This window comes from Acinetobacter sp. Swhac1 (assembly GCF_013390985.1).
Taxonomy (GTDB): domain Bacteria; phylum Pseudomonadota; class Gammaproteobacteria; order Pseudomonadales; family Moraxellaceae; genus Acinetobacter; species Acinetobacter towneri.
Genome location: NZ_JACASN010000015.1, coordinates 25551 through 41262, shown reverse-complemented (window position 1 = coordinate 41262; position 15712 = coordinate 25551). Strand labels below are relative to the sequence as shown.

The window sequence follows — 15712 nt, the reverse complement described above, 5'->3', positions numbered from 1 at the left end:
CCAATTTTTTTAATCTAACATAGATTTTCCGTGTTCTCTTGAGATGTATCGGCAATATCAGAAATATTGCCGAATACACTACCAAGCGACACAATAAAAAATTCGCAACTGACTTATTTTTTGCGGCTGCTACGATAACCACGTTTAGCCAACTCAAGTTTGGCAATCATGCCTTTGTGTACTTCGTCTGGTCCATCGGCAAGACGTAAACTACGCGCTTGGGCAAAGAAACCTGTCAACGGTGTATCTCTAGATACGCCTGCACCACCATGAATCTGCATCGCCATATCAACTACTTTTTCCAAGACACTTGGTGCAACCACTTTAATGGCAGAAATTTCGGTAAGTGCTGCCATATTGCCTAAAGTATCCATTTTATAGGCTGCATAGAGAGTTAATAAACGTGCTTGGTCAATCGCCACACGTGCTTCCGCTACACGCTCCAAATTGCCACCGAGTTTCAGAATTTCCTTGCCAAATGCGGTACGACTCATGCCACGGTCAATCATCAACTCCAAAGATTTTTCGGCTGCACCAATACAACGCATACAATGGTGAATACGCCCCGGACCTAAACGACCTTGTGCAATTTCAAAACCTTGTCCTGCACCGCCAATAAAGTTGGCAACAGGCACACGCACGTTATCAAAACTGACTTCGCCATGACCGTGTGGCGCGTCGTAATCACCAAATACAGGTAACATGCGTTGAATTTTAACGCCCGCAGTATCCACAGGGACTAAAACCATAGAGTGTTGATGATGACGGTCTTTGGTTTCATCGGGTGTATGCGCCATAAAAATAATAATTTTGGCATTTGGATCGCCCAAACCTGAAGACCACCATTTACGACCATTCAAGACAATTTCATCGCCGTCTACGACTGCTGTTGCCTGCATATTGGTCGCATCACTTGAAGCCACTGCAGGTTCAGTCATACAAAACACAGAACGAATTTTACCTTCAAGCAGCGGTGTCAGCCATTCTGCCTTTTGTGCTTCAGAACCATAGCGCCATAAAACTTCCATGTTGCCGCTGTCGGGTGCATTACAGTTAAATACGGTTGGCGCAATCAAACTGCGTCCACTCAACTCTGCAATGTGTGCATATTCTTGTACCGACAAACCTTGTCCTAATTCTGGACAAGGTAAAAACATATTCCATAAACCTGCAGCTTTGGCTTTGGCTTTTAATTGTTCTAATTGTGCTGGCCATTGCCATTTAGTCCAGTCACCACCCTGATTTAATTCGTGAACTTCTGCCCAGAATTCAGCTTCAATCGGCTCAATTTCTTTGGCAATAAAGGCTTTGGTACGTTCTATATAGTCTTTGGCGCGTGCAGATAGCTCAAACATGGTTCAAATCCCTTAAAATATTGTATTCATTGCTTTACAACACCTTAACTTGAAAAGTAATATGAACAAAATGATTTAATTCAATAAAACACTATGAATCATGTTCATAACAATGCAAAAGTTGATCTTACCGTTTTTCATCGTTTAGACATCAATTTATACCCGATGTTTGTTGCAATTTATGAGCAGCGCAGTATTTCCAAAGCTGCACAAATTTTGTGTATTAGCCAATCTGCCGCCAGTCATGCTTTGCAGCGTTTAAGACAACATTTACAAGATGATTTACTGGTGCGAAGTGGCAATAAAATGCTGCCTACGCCTTTTGCCGAGCAAATTTATCCGACTATTAAAAATGCCTTGTTGGCGATTCAAAGTATTGCAATACAGAAACAGCAATTTGAGCCGAATATGTTGCAATCGCTCAAAATTGCTATCCATGATGAAATTGAACCGATTATTTTTCCTAAATTGGTGGCGCATTTTCAAAAGTTGAACTTGGATATTCAATTTCTGAGCCACAAATTAGACCGCAAAACGGTTTTGGCAGATTTAGCAACACAACAAATTGATTTTGTAATTGATTTAGAACAAAACTTTGGCGATAAAATTCAGTTTCAATCCTTAGTTCAAGACCAATTTGTGGTCTGTAGTTCACAACAAGAAATGAATACTGCACTTTATTTATCTTCTGCACATATTGGGGTTTCATCACGGCGTACTGGTATGTTGCTAGAAGATATTTATTTGCATCAAAAGCAATTATCACGGCAGGTTTTTTTACGTTGTCAGCACTATTCTACGGCGTTACAGATTTTACAGCAGCATCCTCAAGCCATACTAACTATTCCTAAAATGATTTTAAAGCATTTGAATATGAGCCAAAAATTGAATATTTTTGATGTGCCTGTAGACTTGCCTGTAATTAATATGGGGATGTATTGGCATAAAGATTTACAGGAAAATTCAAGGCATTATTTCTTAAGAGAGGAAATTTCTAAAATCTTTGCTTAGGCTATTTTGAATTAATCTTGAATTTGCAAGTGGTTGCTAATCGTCTTGTATGATTCTATAAAAAATAAAAGCCGCCGAGACAGCTTTTTAATATGGGTTTGTTCTTAAAACTTCGCTTCCAATACTTTTGTAGATACTTTGCCTTTCCATAAATCACGCAAAATTGGCAAATAGAACTTTTCACCTACTTCTACCAATTCAGCATCAATTAAGGCATGTGTTTCATGCATAAATAAGTAATCTAGCTCCACAGTTTGTAATTGTTGTTGTGCTTTGGCGAAATCTTTACGTTTTTGTTGGGCTTGTTTCACTAACTGATCTGCAAATGTCTTGCCCTTGAACTGACTGAGCGCATTTAAACGTAATTCAATCACGCCCCACCCACTGAGCAGCAATTTAAATAACTCTAAATCTGCAGTGGTTGATTCCCACGTCATTTCTTCCAGATTTTCATTTTCAGGCAATACAGGTAGTAAAAGCTCCATTACACTTGGAAAAATCTTTTTAAAATTCAAGATAAATTTAACAGGCTGCTCACCCGGGTAATCTTTAAATTGCACGTGTTGCTGAACATCTGTTAAATAAATTGAGAGCATTGAAAATTTCCGTAGTTAAGATATTGAGTTGCTTATAAAAAAATTAAATTTTGCAAAATAAATGCAAAACTTTAGCAAAACAGTATTTTGAAGTATTGCGTATTCTAGCAATTATGGCAGCTTAATCAATGTAAGTTGAATAAGGAACGGACATAAAAGAAAGCATCTAAAAGTGGTTAATGCGACTAAATGACGGGTTTTGAACTATTACATTTAGATAGCACCTTGTAGCAGCCTATTCTGCCGTTATGCAAATTATGTCTTTACACCAACACATAAATTTAAAATCGTATTAGGATGAATTACCCATCTACATTCAAATTAGGTGCAATAGAAAACCCAGCATTTAGGCTGGGTTTAGTATATTTTACTTGATTAATGCAACGCCATTTCCGCGCTTTTAGCTAAGAATGCCGAACGGCTTAAATGTTGTTTTTTTGCAACAGCATCAATACGTTTCACTAAAGCTTCTGGCATGCTGATATTAATACGAATAGACTTTGTATTTACTTTTGTTGTATCAATATCAACTAACAACCAAAACCCCCCCTCAAATCGCTCATCACCTAACCATTGCTCTGGGCTTGATGGTTCTGGTAACGGAATATCTTCACCATCAAAGTGAACTTCAACCGCTTCCTGTGCCATGCGCTGAATATCTTGCATCTCATCTGCTGCGCTAAAGCATCCATCAAAGTCAGGAAAGGTTAAACCGTATGCGCTATCTTCATCTTTGTGAACATATACTGGATATAACATTTTTACCTCCACTCCCAACCAGCCTGTTTATATATATTGCGTAGAGTTCCTATTGGCATATCTTTACGTGGATGTGGTACCACAACATGTCCAGGCTTTTCAGGATGCTTATACTTTTCATGGTCGCCTTTACCACCCACTTTGTACCAGCCTTCCTGCTCAAGACGCTTAATAATGTCTTTGCTGTTCATTGTGTAATTATACACAACATAATTTTAATAAGAAAGAATACTTCAAAGTTTCACTGATTTTTATAAACAAAGTCTGTGTTTATCTGTCATCTTGAGCAGACAAACACAGACCTTGAATTTGTTTAAAACTGATTACTTGGTATTCGGTGCAATCATTTGTTCAGGACGTACCACTTCATCAAACTGCTCTGCTGTGACCAAATTCAGCTCTACTGCAACTTGCTTTAAGGTTTTATTTTCCTTATAAGCTGTTTTAGCCACCTTCGCTGCATTCTCATAACCAATTACAGGATTCAAAGCGGTCACTAACATGAGTGAATCATGCAAAAAGTGATCTATTTTTTCACGGTTTGCTTGAATGCCAACGGCACAATGCTCATTAAAGCTATTGCAGGCATCACCCAAGAGTTGAATAGATTGCAATAAGTTATATGCGATCACTGGCATAAATACATTCAGCTCAAAATTGCCCGATGCACCTGCCACGTTAATCGTGGTGTCATTGCCCAATACCTGTGCAACTACCATGGTCATCGCTTCGCTTTGTGTTGGATTAACCTTACCCGGCATAATACTTGAACCAGGTTCATTTTCTGGAATACGCAACTCACCAAAACCACAACGCGGGCCACTGGCTAACCAGCGAATATCATTGGCAATTTTATTTAAACTCACCGCCAAAGTTTTTAATGCACCCGAAGCAAATACTGCAGCATCACGCCCTGCCAAAGCCTCAAACTTATTTGGTGCAGTCACAAAAGCTAAGCCTGTAAGCTGTGCCAATTGCTCCGCTGCCTGTACCGCATAATCAGGATGTGCATTTAAGCCTGTACCGACTGCTGTACCACCAAGCGGCAACTCATACAAGCCTGTTAAAGCCTGTTCCAAACGCTTTAAACCATGATCTAGCTGCGATACATAGCCACTAAATTCCTGCCCTAAAGTTAATGGTGTCGCATCTTGTAAATGTGTACGTCCAATTTTGACAATTTCAGAAAATTCTTCACTTTTCGCATGCAACGTATCGCGCAAACTCTTTACTGCAGGAATGAGCAGTTCATTAATTTGCAAACTCGCTGCCACATGAATTGCAGTTGGAAAAGAATCATTGGTCGATTGGGCGCGGTTGACATGATCATTCGGATGTACAGGCTTTTGTGCACCTAAAGGATTCCCCAGTTTTTGATTGGCGATATTGGCAATCACTTCATTACAGTTCATGTTACTTTGCGTACCCGAACCTGTTTGCCACACCACCAAAGGAAATTGACTGTCCCACTGCCCTGCAATGACTTCATCTGCTGCACCGACAATGTACTGCGCCAACTCTTGAGGGATTTGCCCTAAGTTTGCATTGGTTATTGCCGCAGCTTTTTTAACCAAACCCATAGCGCGAATCATGGCGCGTGGTAAACGCTCATTGCCGATTTTAAAATTTTGTAAGCTGCGCTGAGTTTGTGCGCCCCAAAGCGCGTCATTCGGAACTTCAACCTCACCCATGGTGTCATGTTCAATACGTGTTTGCATGTTCAGCCTCATTCCTTCGTGATTTCAATGATGTCATGTGCTCTTATCTCGATCTTATAAAAAACAGACAGCCTAGTAAATGATAATTATTATCAATAATTCCGTTGCATTGTATCTGTTTCAGCTATGAGGCTTCGTGAATCGCATCTCAACGAATTTTATAGCGCTTACTTTTAATGCTTAAGCGTATTTTGATAAAAACGCCATTCATCCTCTAGCATTTTTTCCAGACTACGTTTTGGCTGCCAGTGTAAATATTGTTGTGCCTTATCTACGACTGCACCTAACTGATCTAACTCAGGATATTCATAATGAATTGCAGGAACTGTAGCAATTTCAGTGTCAGTGACTTCACTAATACGTGCAAGTAATTGTTGAATTGAAACCACTTCTCCCGCAATATTAAAAGCTTCACAGCTATGCGTTTGCTCAAATAACCAATGCAGGCTTGCAATCACAGCATCACAGGCATCGAGTACGTGCACAAAGCTACGTTCTACAGTTTGATCTGCAGTATTAGCTTGCTGACGTAATTCAATCGCTTCACGCTGCTGTACTGCGACTTGCATCGCCAAAGGAATAATATTTTTAGGTAACGGAGCAACGACTTCACCTAAAATGCCGTGTTCAAATGCACCTGCTATATTACTCAAGCGCAAAATAGCAATATTCCATTCATTATCGGTTCTAAAAGTATCGCGGATGATTTCTTCAACCATCTGCTGAGATTTCACATACGGATTGGCATAGGTGTAATTAAAGCTCTGGCTTTCTTCCAGACTCAATCCCGACTTACCATAGACCGCGATACTTGAAAGATGCACCAAACGACGCACGCCTGTACGTTGCATAGAACGCAATAAACTCATAATACAACTGACGTTATCGTTATAATATTCCAGTGGTTTAAGCACCGATTCTTCTAAAGATTTAAACCCTGCACAATGCACCACCGCAGTAATCGAATATTGTTCAAAGACTTTGTTCAGCGCAGGCGTGTTTCTTACATCTAATTTGGCAAAAGGCACATAACGCCCTGCAATATATTCAAGTCGCTCTAAGGTCTGCATACTTGCATTGGATAAATTATCTACAATAATGACCTCTTGCCCTTGAGCCATTAGGCTTAATGCAATGTGTGAGCCTATAAAGCCTAAACCACCAGTCACTAAAATCATTTATACTACCTTTTTTTATAAAGTCTGAATGCGCCTTGGCACATTGCATTAGTGAATTTTGATGAGCACCTTATTACTAATAACCTCCGCACCAACCTCTATTCATGCATGGCATGCACTCGGTCTTGCTCAAGCCTTACAACAGAAAAATGAGGCTTTTCGTGTGTTTTTTTATCAAGATGGCGTTGCTGTAGCGAATGAGTTGCAATGGGTACCCGATGATCAACGCAACCTCAAAACAGAATGGCAAAAATTGTCTATTCGTTTACCCGTATGTGTAAGTGCCGCACTGGCACGTGGTATTAGCGATGCAGACAATGCCAAACGCCATCAACTGAGCCAACACAATTTAGCCGCAGGCTTTGAATTGGTTGGCTTGGGCGAACTGGCCGATGCAGTGCAAAGCACAAAACGCCTGATTCAATTTTAAGCGATTCATTTTGTAAATCTGTTGCATTTAAAAGGTAAATTGTGTGAAAACTGTACTCGTGGTTTTACGTCAGGCCAATTTAAACAGCTTACAAGTGCATGAAAGCTTGTCTGCAACAATGGTACTGGCAACTTTTGGTTGTGAAGTCAAAGTGTTATTACAAGATGCGGCATTAAGCCTATTACAGTCGGAACTGGCATTTGATTCACTAAAACATGCTTTTAAAGTGGCATCCAATTTGGTCGATAGCTTTGAGTTTTATGACCTCAGCCCAATTTTGATTGAAAATAAACATGCTAACTCGCCGTTTATCAAAAATACGGTACATGAAATTGAATGGGTGGAACTGAATCGGGAGCTGATTCAAACCTTTGATCGAGTTTTATATTGGTAGGTTGATCGGTGGTTTAACAATCTGATTGATCATTTGACCATATCTAAACATCTAAAGAGAAAAGCATGTCTGACGCAAATTTATTTTTAATCCAAGCGAGCTTTGATAGCACCGCAACAATTTTAGCAGAGCTAAATGCCTTGTATGCTCCGCAAGACAGCGTTGTACTTATGGGTGATGCGGTATTGCATCAGCAACATCCACTCTGTGCCCAGCTAGACAAAATATATGTACTGGAAAATGATGCAGAAATATTGAATGGTCATTTGGCGGAAAATGTACAGCCGATTAATTATGCAGCTTTTGCAACGCTGTGCTTAGCACATCAGCGCTGTATCAGCTTAAAATAGCAAGCCGTAATGATATGAAACCAATGCAAAGCATTTTTAAGGGTGAATGAAACAAGAGATGACACTAGAATTAGATCAAGATGGACATTTGCTGGATTACACTGTCTGGAATGAACAAGTGGCGCAAGAATTGGCGCAAAGTTTAGAGCTTGAACTCACAGCTTGGCATTTTGAAGTTTTGCACGCTGTACGCCAATTTTATCAGCAATTTGGACACTCACCTGCAACCCGTCCTTTAATCAAATTTTTAATGAAAACTGTAAGCCCAGAGATTAACAACGCTGTTTTGCAGGAAAAATTTAATACAGGTTTGGTGGCACGGCATTTAAGTCGTTTAGCGGGTATTCCTAAACCAGCCAACTGCTTATAGACAAACTGTTGCTGATTAATACAGCACTGATTTAGGCTTGTTTTAAATTCTGCTGTGCTTGGATGTACTGATAATACACTGGGGTAAAATGTGGTTTTACTTGCTTGGCATGCAGTTCTTCACCACATTCCGAACATACCACGACAGGTTGAAACGTCTTAGCACAATTTTTATGGATGTATTCCACAGGCTTACCTAAACCTTGATCCATCCATTTATCTGCCCAATTTGCCATAGACAGCATTAAGGGATAAAGCTCCAAGCCCTTCTCTGTCAATTTATATTCAAAACGTTCTTGGCGCTCTACATAAGGCACTTTGACTAAAATTTCATGTTCCACCAAACGCTTTAAACGATCTGACAATACATGCCGCGTTACGCCCAAATGTTGTTGAAAATCATCAAAGCGACGCATGCCCATAAAGGCATTACGAATAATCAGCATCGTCCAACGGTCACCAATCACCGACAAGGTTCGTGCAATCGAACAAGGCTGCTCGCCAATTTCATCCCATTTCATCTGTGTCGCCTATCCCTCAGTTCACTACCTGCAAGTTAAAAGATTCTACAGTCTTTGCAAAGTTAGTTTTGCATGAAAATTGATAAAAAATGAAGTATGACCTCACAATCTGCTTAAAAGGAATCCCCAGTTTTTGGGGTTTTATACGCCTGCATCTTCAATCTTTAAATTTGCTATTCACTTATAAGGCAGATCACACTATTTAGATGTAGCTCCTGCACAAAAAACTTGTTCAGTCATACCTGAAGCCGTGAAACTGTTGTGCTGCTGTTCTAAATAACGCTTTGCCACCATTAACATCACAGGTGCAGGATACAAGTTTGGATTGTACTCGGAAATTTCAGCAATATTTTTATAGGCGTGATAGCGTGCACAAAATGCCTGTTTTTGTTGTTCTGCCGTTGCTTGGCTCGTAGGATCATCCAATATTTTTTTGCTGTCATTCACAATTTGCGTGTATTGATTTAACAAATCTTGATATTGTGTTTGGGTCAACCCATTGGATGTATGTGGAATTGTAATAGGTGTAGATGATGCTTCAAGTGCCAACTGCTGCGCTTGAATACCTTGTGCCATTACGCTCAGACTTTGCAGTCCAAGCATAATGCTCACCGATATTTTTGCCATGTTCGACATGCGCATAAGCTTAAGACTCATCGCCTTCTTTCCAGACATCTTCATAGTCATCAGCATCAATCATAAAGCGGTAGCCTTGTTCTAAAGCCAGATATGGAAGCACGTCAGGCAAAATATCTTGCAACTCGCGCACAGGCATGGTTTCAAAGTTCACTTCATCTTCACCCAATTCACCGCCATAAATGTACCACGCGACTTTTTCTTCACCTTCTGGCGCTTTACGCAAGCCCACAATTGGGTCTTTATTTAAGGTCTGGACTGCAACTGCGACAACATCATCGCCACTCACTGCAATATAGGCTGAACCAAATTCTTCACAGAGCAGTTTTTGTTCTTCTATCAATTCTGCCAAGGCTGAGTTTTTTTGCTTTTGCTGTGGTTTAGACATGACAATTCTCTAAGATACGCTGTGAGTATTCTAACGAGATTGTACGGATAGAGAATCTTTATTTTTATATTTCTGAGATTCTTAAATCAAATGCAAAGGATATAACATGAATTTGAAATTACATAGCTTTGAAATATAACCCTACGCCCAAATCACCAACATTGCCGCAAGCACGACCAATCCCAATCCCCAATGATCGGTACGAGCAAGTTTTTCTTTAAAGAAATAGGCTGAAATTAGTAAGCTGAATAATATTTCAATTTGTCCGAGTGTTTTCACAATCGCTACAGTTTGCATACTCATGGCACTAAACCAACCTAGTGATGCTAAAAAACTGCAGACGCTCACTTTAAAAGTTAATCCCACCCGCTGCCACATGGCATATAAGGTATGCCGTTTAAACATACCCAAATACACCAATAAAATACAGCATTGAAAACCAATGACCCAAACCAAAACCCATGCAGCGCGGTGAATAAACGGTAAGAAATCCAGCTCTAGACTGGCTTCACGCACCAATAAAGAAGTCACCGCAAAGCTGAGTCCACTACCGATTCCAATGGCTAAAGTTGTGAATGAAAAATCACTACGTTGATTGCCTTTACTCAGTAGAAATACCGCAATACCGCCTATCGCAACACCTAACCAAGCCAATGCGCTTAAATGTTCTTGTAGGAAAATCACGCCTACAATTGCGGCTAAAACTGCTTCACTTTTGGCAAGTCCGACACCCACCGCATAATTTTTCTGTTGAAACAGTTTTACCATTAAAGCTGTGGCTAAAATCTGACACACTGCTGCAATAATGATATACAGCCAAAACATCGAACTAAAATGCAGTTTTGCTTGTACAGGCTGCTGCCATTGTAAAATGCTTAAATACGCCAATGCAAAAGGCAAGGCAAAAATAAAACGTGCCAAAGTCACGCCATAAACATCTACACTTGTGCTGAGTTGTTTTTGAAAGGCATTGCGCCATGCCTGCATAAATGCAGCCATTAAGGTAAAGAGCACCCAACTCGAAATCATTGCAACCACAAATGCTTTACTGATAAAGTTATAATTTACGCCTATTCCGTTATTTTTGCGATCTTTATTGCTTTTGAGTTATGCGCTTACGATCTCTTTTATAAACAAAAAAAACATTCATTAAAATTCAAATGAATGTTTTTCATATCTTGAAGCGATTATAGGTGTGCTGTTATTCAAAAACTGTTTAGAACTTATCTAAATTCACCACAACAGCCACGCCGATACAAAATAAAGCTACATACACGGTAAACCAAATAATCATGTGCTTAAATGCTTTGTCTGAAATACTGCTATCGGCATATTTCTGTGGTTTGCGTGAGTTATCTTCTTGCATATCGACTCCAATCTAGCCAGATTATGGGGATATACAGATTATGTAAAATTCTAAAGCATTGCTGTAGATACAAAATATTCATTAAAAACTATAACAGTTGATTTTAGATACATGCCAATCTGTTATAAAAACAGAAATTATTTAATGTTTTAAACCTAAAAATAGATCAAAATAAGTAACAGCTGCAAAAAATGCTTGAGTCATACCATGTATAAATCTGAACAATTGGCGTTGAACATTCGGCAACTCATTGAAAATGGTGCATGGAAAGCACATAGCAAGTTACCTTCGTTAAGAGAACAATCACAAATCAGTGGTTATAGCTTAATGACCGTGCTAAACGCTTATCAAGAACTTGAAGCTCAGGGATTGGTTTACGCTAAACAAAAGTCGGGGTTTTATGTCGCAGAACGTCTCAATCAAACTGAACGACCTGTACCAAGCAGTTTGAGTTTAAATGCACATATTCAAATGAACTCTTTGGTCTTTGGCTATTTAAAATCAATTCAGTCTGCAGATGTCAGTCCTTTAGGCTCTGCCTTTCCCAATGCAGAATTACTGTTTAACCCAAAGTTAATGCAAATTTTAGCGCAGCACGCCAAGCGAAAAAGCAGTTATTTTAGCCACGACCACATGCCACCGGGCAATTATGAATTAAGAACCATAATTGCAAATCGCTACTGTTTACAAGGCATACCCACCCATGCAAATGACATTGTCATTACATCTGGCGCATTAGATGCGCTCAATTTGTCATTACAAGCTTTGACCAAACCTGGAGATTTTATTCTATTACAAGAAACTATATTTTATGGTGCATGGCAAGCGGCTGAACGTCTTGGTTTACAGGTGATTACCATTCCAGAACACCCCGTTTCAGGTTTCGATTTAGACTCATTTGAACAAGCCTTAAAACAATACCCGATTAAAGTCAGCTGGTTGATGTTGAATATCCATAATCCTATTGGCTTTAGTGTCAGAGATGAAATTAAGCAACGCATTGCGAGTTTGCTTGAAGAATATCAAGTGTATTTAATTGAAGATGATGTCTATCAAGAATTGTATTACGGAACGCAAAAACCGCTACCCATGAAGTATTTTGACCGACAACAACGTGTACTGCATTGCGCTTCTTTTTCTAAAACTTTGGGTTCTGCTGTGCGGGTCGGTTGGGTTTATGCAGGTCAATTTTCCAATGCTATTCAGCATTTGCAACTCATGAGCACGGTTTCTGCAAGTCCCTTACTGCAAAATACTTTGGTGGATTTTCTTTCGCATCATCATTATGAAAAACATTTGCGTCAATTACGCAAACAATTGGAAAAACATAAAAAAGTGTTTTATCAGCAATTGAAACAGCGCTTAAACCCAGCTTGTAAAATTCACTACTATTCTAGTGGTTACTTTTTATGGATTGAACTGCCTGCATATATAGATGGCTATACGATTTATCAGCAATTGATTCAAAATAAGATTGGCATTGCGCCAAGTCAGTTGTTCCGTTCTGAACAGGTCAGCCAGAACTTTATTCGTTTAAACTGTTCTTTTGCTTGGAACAGTGATATTGCGACTGCACTGGATGTTTTGTCTGCGGTAATACAGCAACACATCACCCAATATACTCATGCCTAAAATTACAGAGCCGATCACCCGACAATAAAAAAGAGCTGAGTTTTGGCTCAGCTCTTTTGTGATTTACAGGGCTATTTTAGAAGTTATAAATTGCGACTGCATTGATTCGGTTATCTTCACCTGTTTTGCTGCCATTTGCTGCTTCACCAAATGCTTCACGCTCACCATAAACATATTCTAAACCAAAGCTTAACGGTTTACGTGGGCTATAGAATACGTTTGCCCAAGCTTGCCATAAGTCTTTGTTAATCGTGGTTGTGTCTTTCGTTGCTGCAATATAGTTAGGGTCTTTGTCAAAACTCATATAACCATAACCCAAAGTGCCATGCACTTTGTCACCAAACTTTTGTGTAATACCGACCATGATTGAGTCAAATTCACTTTGAAGAAGACTGCCATCTGCCTGAGCAACAACACCTTTGTTGGTGAATGATACAAAGCTGCTATCACCTTTTACATGGTAATAATCGGCTTTTAAAGTTGTGCCCGGTACAACATCATATTTTGCACCGACACCGACGCCCCAAGCTATTTCTTCATCAGAATTGACACGTTTTTCATGTCCCATCGCACGTACGCTGAGATTTAAATTATCTGCAAATTGATGATTTAAACGCGCAGTTAATGCAGGTAAACGCTGGCTAATTGTGGCATCTTTAGGGTCTTCAGCAGCCACCACCAAATTAGTTTGTGGACTAAATTTTGTAGTATGACGTACCTGAGGTGTACGTTTTACAGCACCACCTACAAATGCCAACGCATCAATGGTTTCTGGCATATAGTCTGGAATGGCAAAGTTTGACCAAGTTTGACCAATTAACCAGTTGCCATAATTTAAGTAAGCATGACGAATACGTAAGTTATCAAAATTAGAACCGCCCAAGAAATCGACTTCAATTTTACCTTTTACGTCTTGTTCACCCACAGGGCTTTTGAAATCCAAACCTAAACGTGTAGCAGAAAGTGTTGATCTTAAACGATCACTACTTTCATTATTACCTTCTAACGCCACTGCATTAATGTGGTTATATGGCAAATCTCGGCTACTACCCTCAACCTGATAAGACGCATCTAAACGCACATTACCATATAAGTTGAACTCAGCACCTTTGGCTGTTTTCAGAATTGGACTCGGGCTTGCTGAACTGCGTTGTACATTGGCAATTGCATTTGCTGTTTGCGTATTTTGTACTTTTTGCTGTTCTATCAGACCACGTAAAGCTTGAACTTCCTGTCTAAGTTGCTCAATTTCCGTTTGCTGTTGGGTCTGCGCCTGAGCTGCAACACTCATACCGCCCATACTCAATGCAATCATGCTCATCATGAGCGTGCGCTGCATTGTTGGTCGAACCGTTGTAGATTGAAAATTTAAAGATTGGGTTAATGTTTTCGCGTTCATCCTAAACTCGCTTGTTATTGTGCCATCAAATTCTAGCAACAGATCACCATCGCTTACGATGGCGATCTATATCATTGATGACGAAAGATTAATTGAAAGGTATAGAAATTATTGGGTTGCTTTTTGTGCAATTGGATTGCTTTCTACCGCAGGCTCTGCAAGGGCTTTCGCATCTACTGAAGCTTTTAAATTCACCATGAAGATCGCTAAAGCAGCAATTACACCTGGAATCGCAATAGCAAAGAAGTTCATTTGGTGCGGTAAATTCATGGTCAATAATGCGCCAGTTAAGACTGGTCCAACGATCGCGCCGATACGACCAATACCTGATGCCCAGCCCATACCTGTAGAACGTACAGTAGATGGGTAATATTGTGCGACGAAAGTATAAAGCAAGATTTGTGAACCAATGGTTGCTGCACCAGCAACTGCAATTAAGGTGTACAACACAATTTGTGGACTGTTAAAGCCAAGCAGAATTAATGCTGCTGCGCCACAGATAAACATAATGGTGAGTACTTTTTTGATATGGAAGCGGTCAGCCAATGCACCACCACCAATTGCGCCAATCATGCCACCAATATTCAGTGCGAATAGGAAGATCATACTTGCGCCCAATGAATAACCCGCTTGGATCATTAATTTTGGTAACCAGCTGCCCAAAGCATAAACCATTAACAAGCACATGAAGAATGCGATCCAGAACATGAAGGTACTGAACATACGACCTTGCTGGAACAATGCTTTTACAGGTGCTTCATCGCCTTTAGTCACTTCATTCAGTACAAACTCAGTGTCACCATTTAATTGTTGGCTTGGCGAAATTTTTTGCACAATACTGCGGGTTTGCTCAATTTCTTTCTTGTTGGTCAAATACATAAGTGACTCAGGCAAGAATTTCCAAATTAACGGTAAAGTTACCAATGGAATAATTGCGATGTAGAACATGATTTTCCAGCCAAACTCTGGCACTAACCATGCACCCAACAATGCTGAAGTCATACCGCCAATGGCATAACCACTAAACATCAGCGCAACCAAAGTACTACGAATACGCTTTGGCGCATATTCTGTCATAAGGGCCACAACGTTTGGCATTACACCGCCAATACCAAGCCCAGCAAGGAAACGTAAAATACCAAATTCAACTGGATTGCTTGCAAACGCACCTAAGAATGTAAAGCCACTGAAAATAGCCACACAAATCATAATGGTCTTTTTACGCCCCAATTTGTCAGAAAGCGTACCAAAGGTCATCGCACCAAACATCATGCCAAATAATGCGGTACTAGCCAGTAAGCCAGCTTGAACTGCACTTAAAGCCCACTCTTGCATGAGCAGCGGCAATGCAACCCCATAAATGACTAAATCATAACCGTCAAAAATAATGATCATCAGACACCAAAACAATACGCCCCAATGAAATGGCGTGAACTTGGCATCATCAATCAAGGTATTGATATTAATTTTATTGCTTTGCATCTTGCTTCACCTCCTAATTGTGAAGTCCGTTACTCCAACTCAGATGCACACAATGAATAAGAAGTTAAAATTTGTCCAAAACTGAATAGGCATGGATACATACCTAAAAAGTCTAAGAAAATATAAAT

General features: G+C 39.8%; 19 protein-coding genes. 6 read left to right on the top strand and 13 right to left on the bottom strand.

The genetic code is table 11. The features are described 5' to 3' along the window. Nucleotides 1-113: 113 nt before the first annotated feature. Complete coding sequence (locus tag HX743_RS09240) at nucleotides 114-1355, bottom strand: acyl-CoA dehydrogenase family protein (RefSeq protein ID WP_004973568.1); 1242 nt, start codon at nucleotides 1353-1355, stop codon at nucleotides 114-116. A gap of 93 nt (nucleotides 1356-1448) precedes the next feature. On the opposite strand from HX743_RS09240, the gene HX743_RS09235 reads away from it, so the two are divergent. After that, on the top strand, nucleotides 1449-2366 hold the full coding sequence (locus tag HX743_RS09235; RefSeq protein ID WP_104851971.1) for a LysR family transcriptional regulator: 918 nt from the start codon (nucleotides 1449-1451) through the stop codon (nucleotides 2364-2366). 104 nt (nucleotides 2367-2470) lie between these two features. Here HX743_RS09235 and HX743_RS09230 read toward each other — a convergent pair whose 3' ends face one another. The 5 genes from HX743_RS09230 to HX743_RS09210 all read right to left on the bottom strand — a co-directional run bounded on the left by HX743_RS09230 (nucleotide 2471) and on the right by HX743_RS09210 (nucleotide 6617). Further along, nucleotides 2471-2962: a hypothetical protein gene (locus HX743_RS09230; protein WP_004973565.1), complete on the bottom strand. Its 492-nt coding sequence runs from the start codon at nucleotides 2960-2962 to the stop codon at nucleotides 2471-2473. A gap of 375 nt (nucleotides 2963-3337) precedes the next feature. After that, entirely contained in the window at nucleotides 3338-3721 is a 384-nt protein-coding gene (locus tag HX743_RS09225; RefSeq protein ID WP_004973564.1) for a type II toxin-antitoxin system HicB family antitoxin, read from the bottom strand. Between the two features lie 2 nt (nucleotides 3722-3723). Beyond that, on the bottom strand, nucleotides 3724-3912 hold the full coding sequence (locus HX743_RS09220; RefSeq protein WP_004973562.1) for a type II toxin-antitoxin system HicA family toxin: 189 nt from the start codon (nucleotides 3910-3912) through the stop codon (nucleotides 3724-3726). Nucleotides 3913-4044: 132 nt separating this feature from the next. Then, entirely contained in the window at nucleotides 4045-5439 is a 1395-nt protein-coding gene (gene fumC / locus HX743_RS09215; protein WP_104851973.1) for a class II fumarate hydratase, read from the bottom strand. A gap of 173 nt (nucleotides 5440-5612) precedes the next feature. Beyond that, nucleotides 5613-6617 carry an SDR family NAD(P)-dependent oxidoreductase gene (locus HX743_RS09210; RefSeq protein ID WP_178319055.1) on the bottom strand — a complete coding sequence of 335 codons (1005 nt, stop codon included), beginning with the start codon at nucleotides 6615-6617 and terminating at the stop codon, nucleotides 5613-5615. A 61-nt stretch (nucleotides 6618-6678) separates the two neighbouring features. Between HX743_RS09210 and tusD the strand changes: the two genes are divergently transcribed. From tusD to HX743_RS09190, 4 genes are all read left to right on the top strand, one after another. Further along, nucleotides 6679-7047, top strand: coding sequence for a sulfurtransferase complex subunit TusD (gene tusD, locus HX743_RS09205; RefSeq protein ID WP_104851975.1), 369 nt, complete (start codon nucleotides 6679-6681; stop codon nucleotides 7045-7047). Between the two features lie 43 nt (nucleotides 7048-7090). Then, nucleotides 7091-7441, top strand: coding sequence for a hypothetical protein (locus HX743_RS09200; RefSeq protein WP_004973555.1), 351 nt, complete (start codon nucleotides 7091-7093; stop codon nucleotides 7439-7441). 65 nt (nucleotides 7442-7506) lie between these two features. After that, entirely contained in the window at nucleotides 7507-7791 is a 285-nt protein-coding gene (locus HX743_RS09195; RefSeq protein WP_178319054.1) for a DsrH/TusB family sulfur metabolism protein, read from the top strand. A gap of 58 nt (nucleotides 7792-7849) precedes the next feature. Beyond that, the gene (locus HX743_RS09190; RefSeq protein WP_026438386.1) at nucleotides 7850-8161 is read left to right on the top strand and encodes a TusE/DsrC/DsvC family sulfur relay protein; all 312 of its coding nucleotides are present in this window, start codon (nucleotides 7850-7852) and stop codon (nucleotides 8159-8161) included. Nucleotides 8162-8192: 31 nt separating this feature from the next. Here HX743_RS09190 and HX743_RS09185 read toward each other — a convergent pair whose 3' ends face one another. From HX743_RS09185 to HX743_RS09165, 5 genes are all read right to left on the bottom strand, one after another. Further along, nucleotides 8193-8681, bottom strand: coding sequence for a helix-turn-helix domain-containing protein (locus HX743_RS09185; RefSeq protein WP_004973550.1), 489 nt, complete (start codon nucleotides 8679-8681; stop codon nucleotides 8193-8195). Nucleotides 8682-8879: 198 nt separating this feature from the next. After that, entirely contained in the window at nucleotides 8880-9338 is a 459-nt protein-coding gene (locus tag HX743_RS09180) for a hypothetical protein (RefSeq protein ID WP_250316217.1), read from the bottom strand. Continuing rightward, on the bottom strand, nucleotides 9328-9705 hold the full coding sequence (locus tag HX743_RS09175) for a hypothetical protein (protein WP_096902818.1): 378 nt from the start codon (nucleotides 9703-9705) through the stop codon (nucleotides 9328-9330). The genes HX743_RS09180 and HX743_RS09175 overlap by 11 nt, the downstream gene beginning before the upstream one ends. A gap of 141 nt (nucleotides 9706-9846) precedes the next feature. Then, nucleotides 9847-10734: a DMT family transporter gene (locus HX743_RS09170; RefSeq protein WP_178319053.1), complete on the bottom strand. Its 888-nt coding sequence runs from the start codon at nucleotides 10732-10734 to the stop codon at nucleotides 9847-9849. 187 nt (nucleotides 10735-10921) lie between these two features. Continuing rightward, nucleotides 10922-11071, bottom strand: a complete 150-nt coding sequence (locus HX743_RS09165) for a hypothetical protein (protein ID WP_004973540.1) — start codon at nucleotides 11069-11071, stop codon at nucleotides 10922-10924. A 207-nt stretch (nucleotides 11072-11278) separates the two neighbouring features. On the opposite strand from HX743_RS09165, the gene HX743_RS09160 reads away from it, so the two are divergent. After that, nucleotides 11279-12703 carry a PLP-dependent aminotransferase family protein gene (locus tag HX743_RS09160; protein WP_178319052.1) on the top strand — a complete coding sequence of 475 codons (1425 nt, stop codon included), beginning with the start codon at nucleotides 11279-11281 and terminating at the stop codon, nucleotides 12701-12703. A gap of 76 nt (nucleotides 12704-12779) precedes the next feature. On the opposite strand, the gene HX743_RS09155 is transcribed toward HX743_RS09160, so the two are convergent. Together HX743_RS09155 and HX743_RS09150 are read right to left on the bottom strand one after the other, a co-directional pair. Beyond that, a complete protein-coding gene (locus tag HX743_RS09155; protein ID WP_250316216.1) occupies nucleotides 12780-14102 on the bottom strand; it encodes a DcaP family trimeric outer membrane transporter in 1323 nt (440 codons plus the stop codon). A gap of 108 nt (nucleotides 14103-14210) precedes the next feature. Further along, complete coding sequence (locus HX743_RS09150) at nucleotides 14211-15584, bottom strand: MFS transporter (RefSeq protein WP_178319051.1); 1374 nt, start codon at nucleotides 15582-15584, stop codon at nucleotides 14211-14213. Nucleotides 15585-15712: the final 128 nt, after the last annotated feature.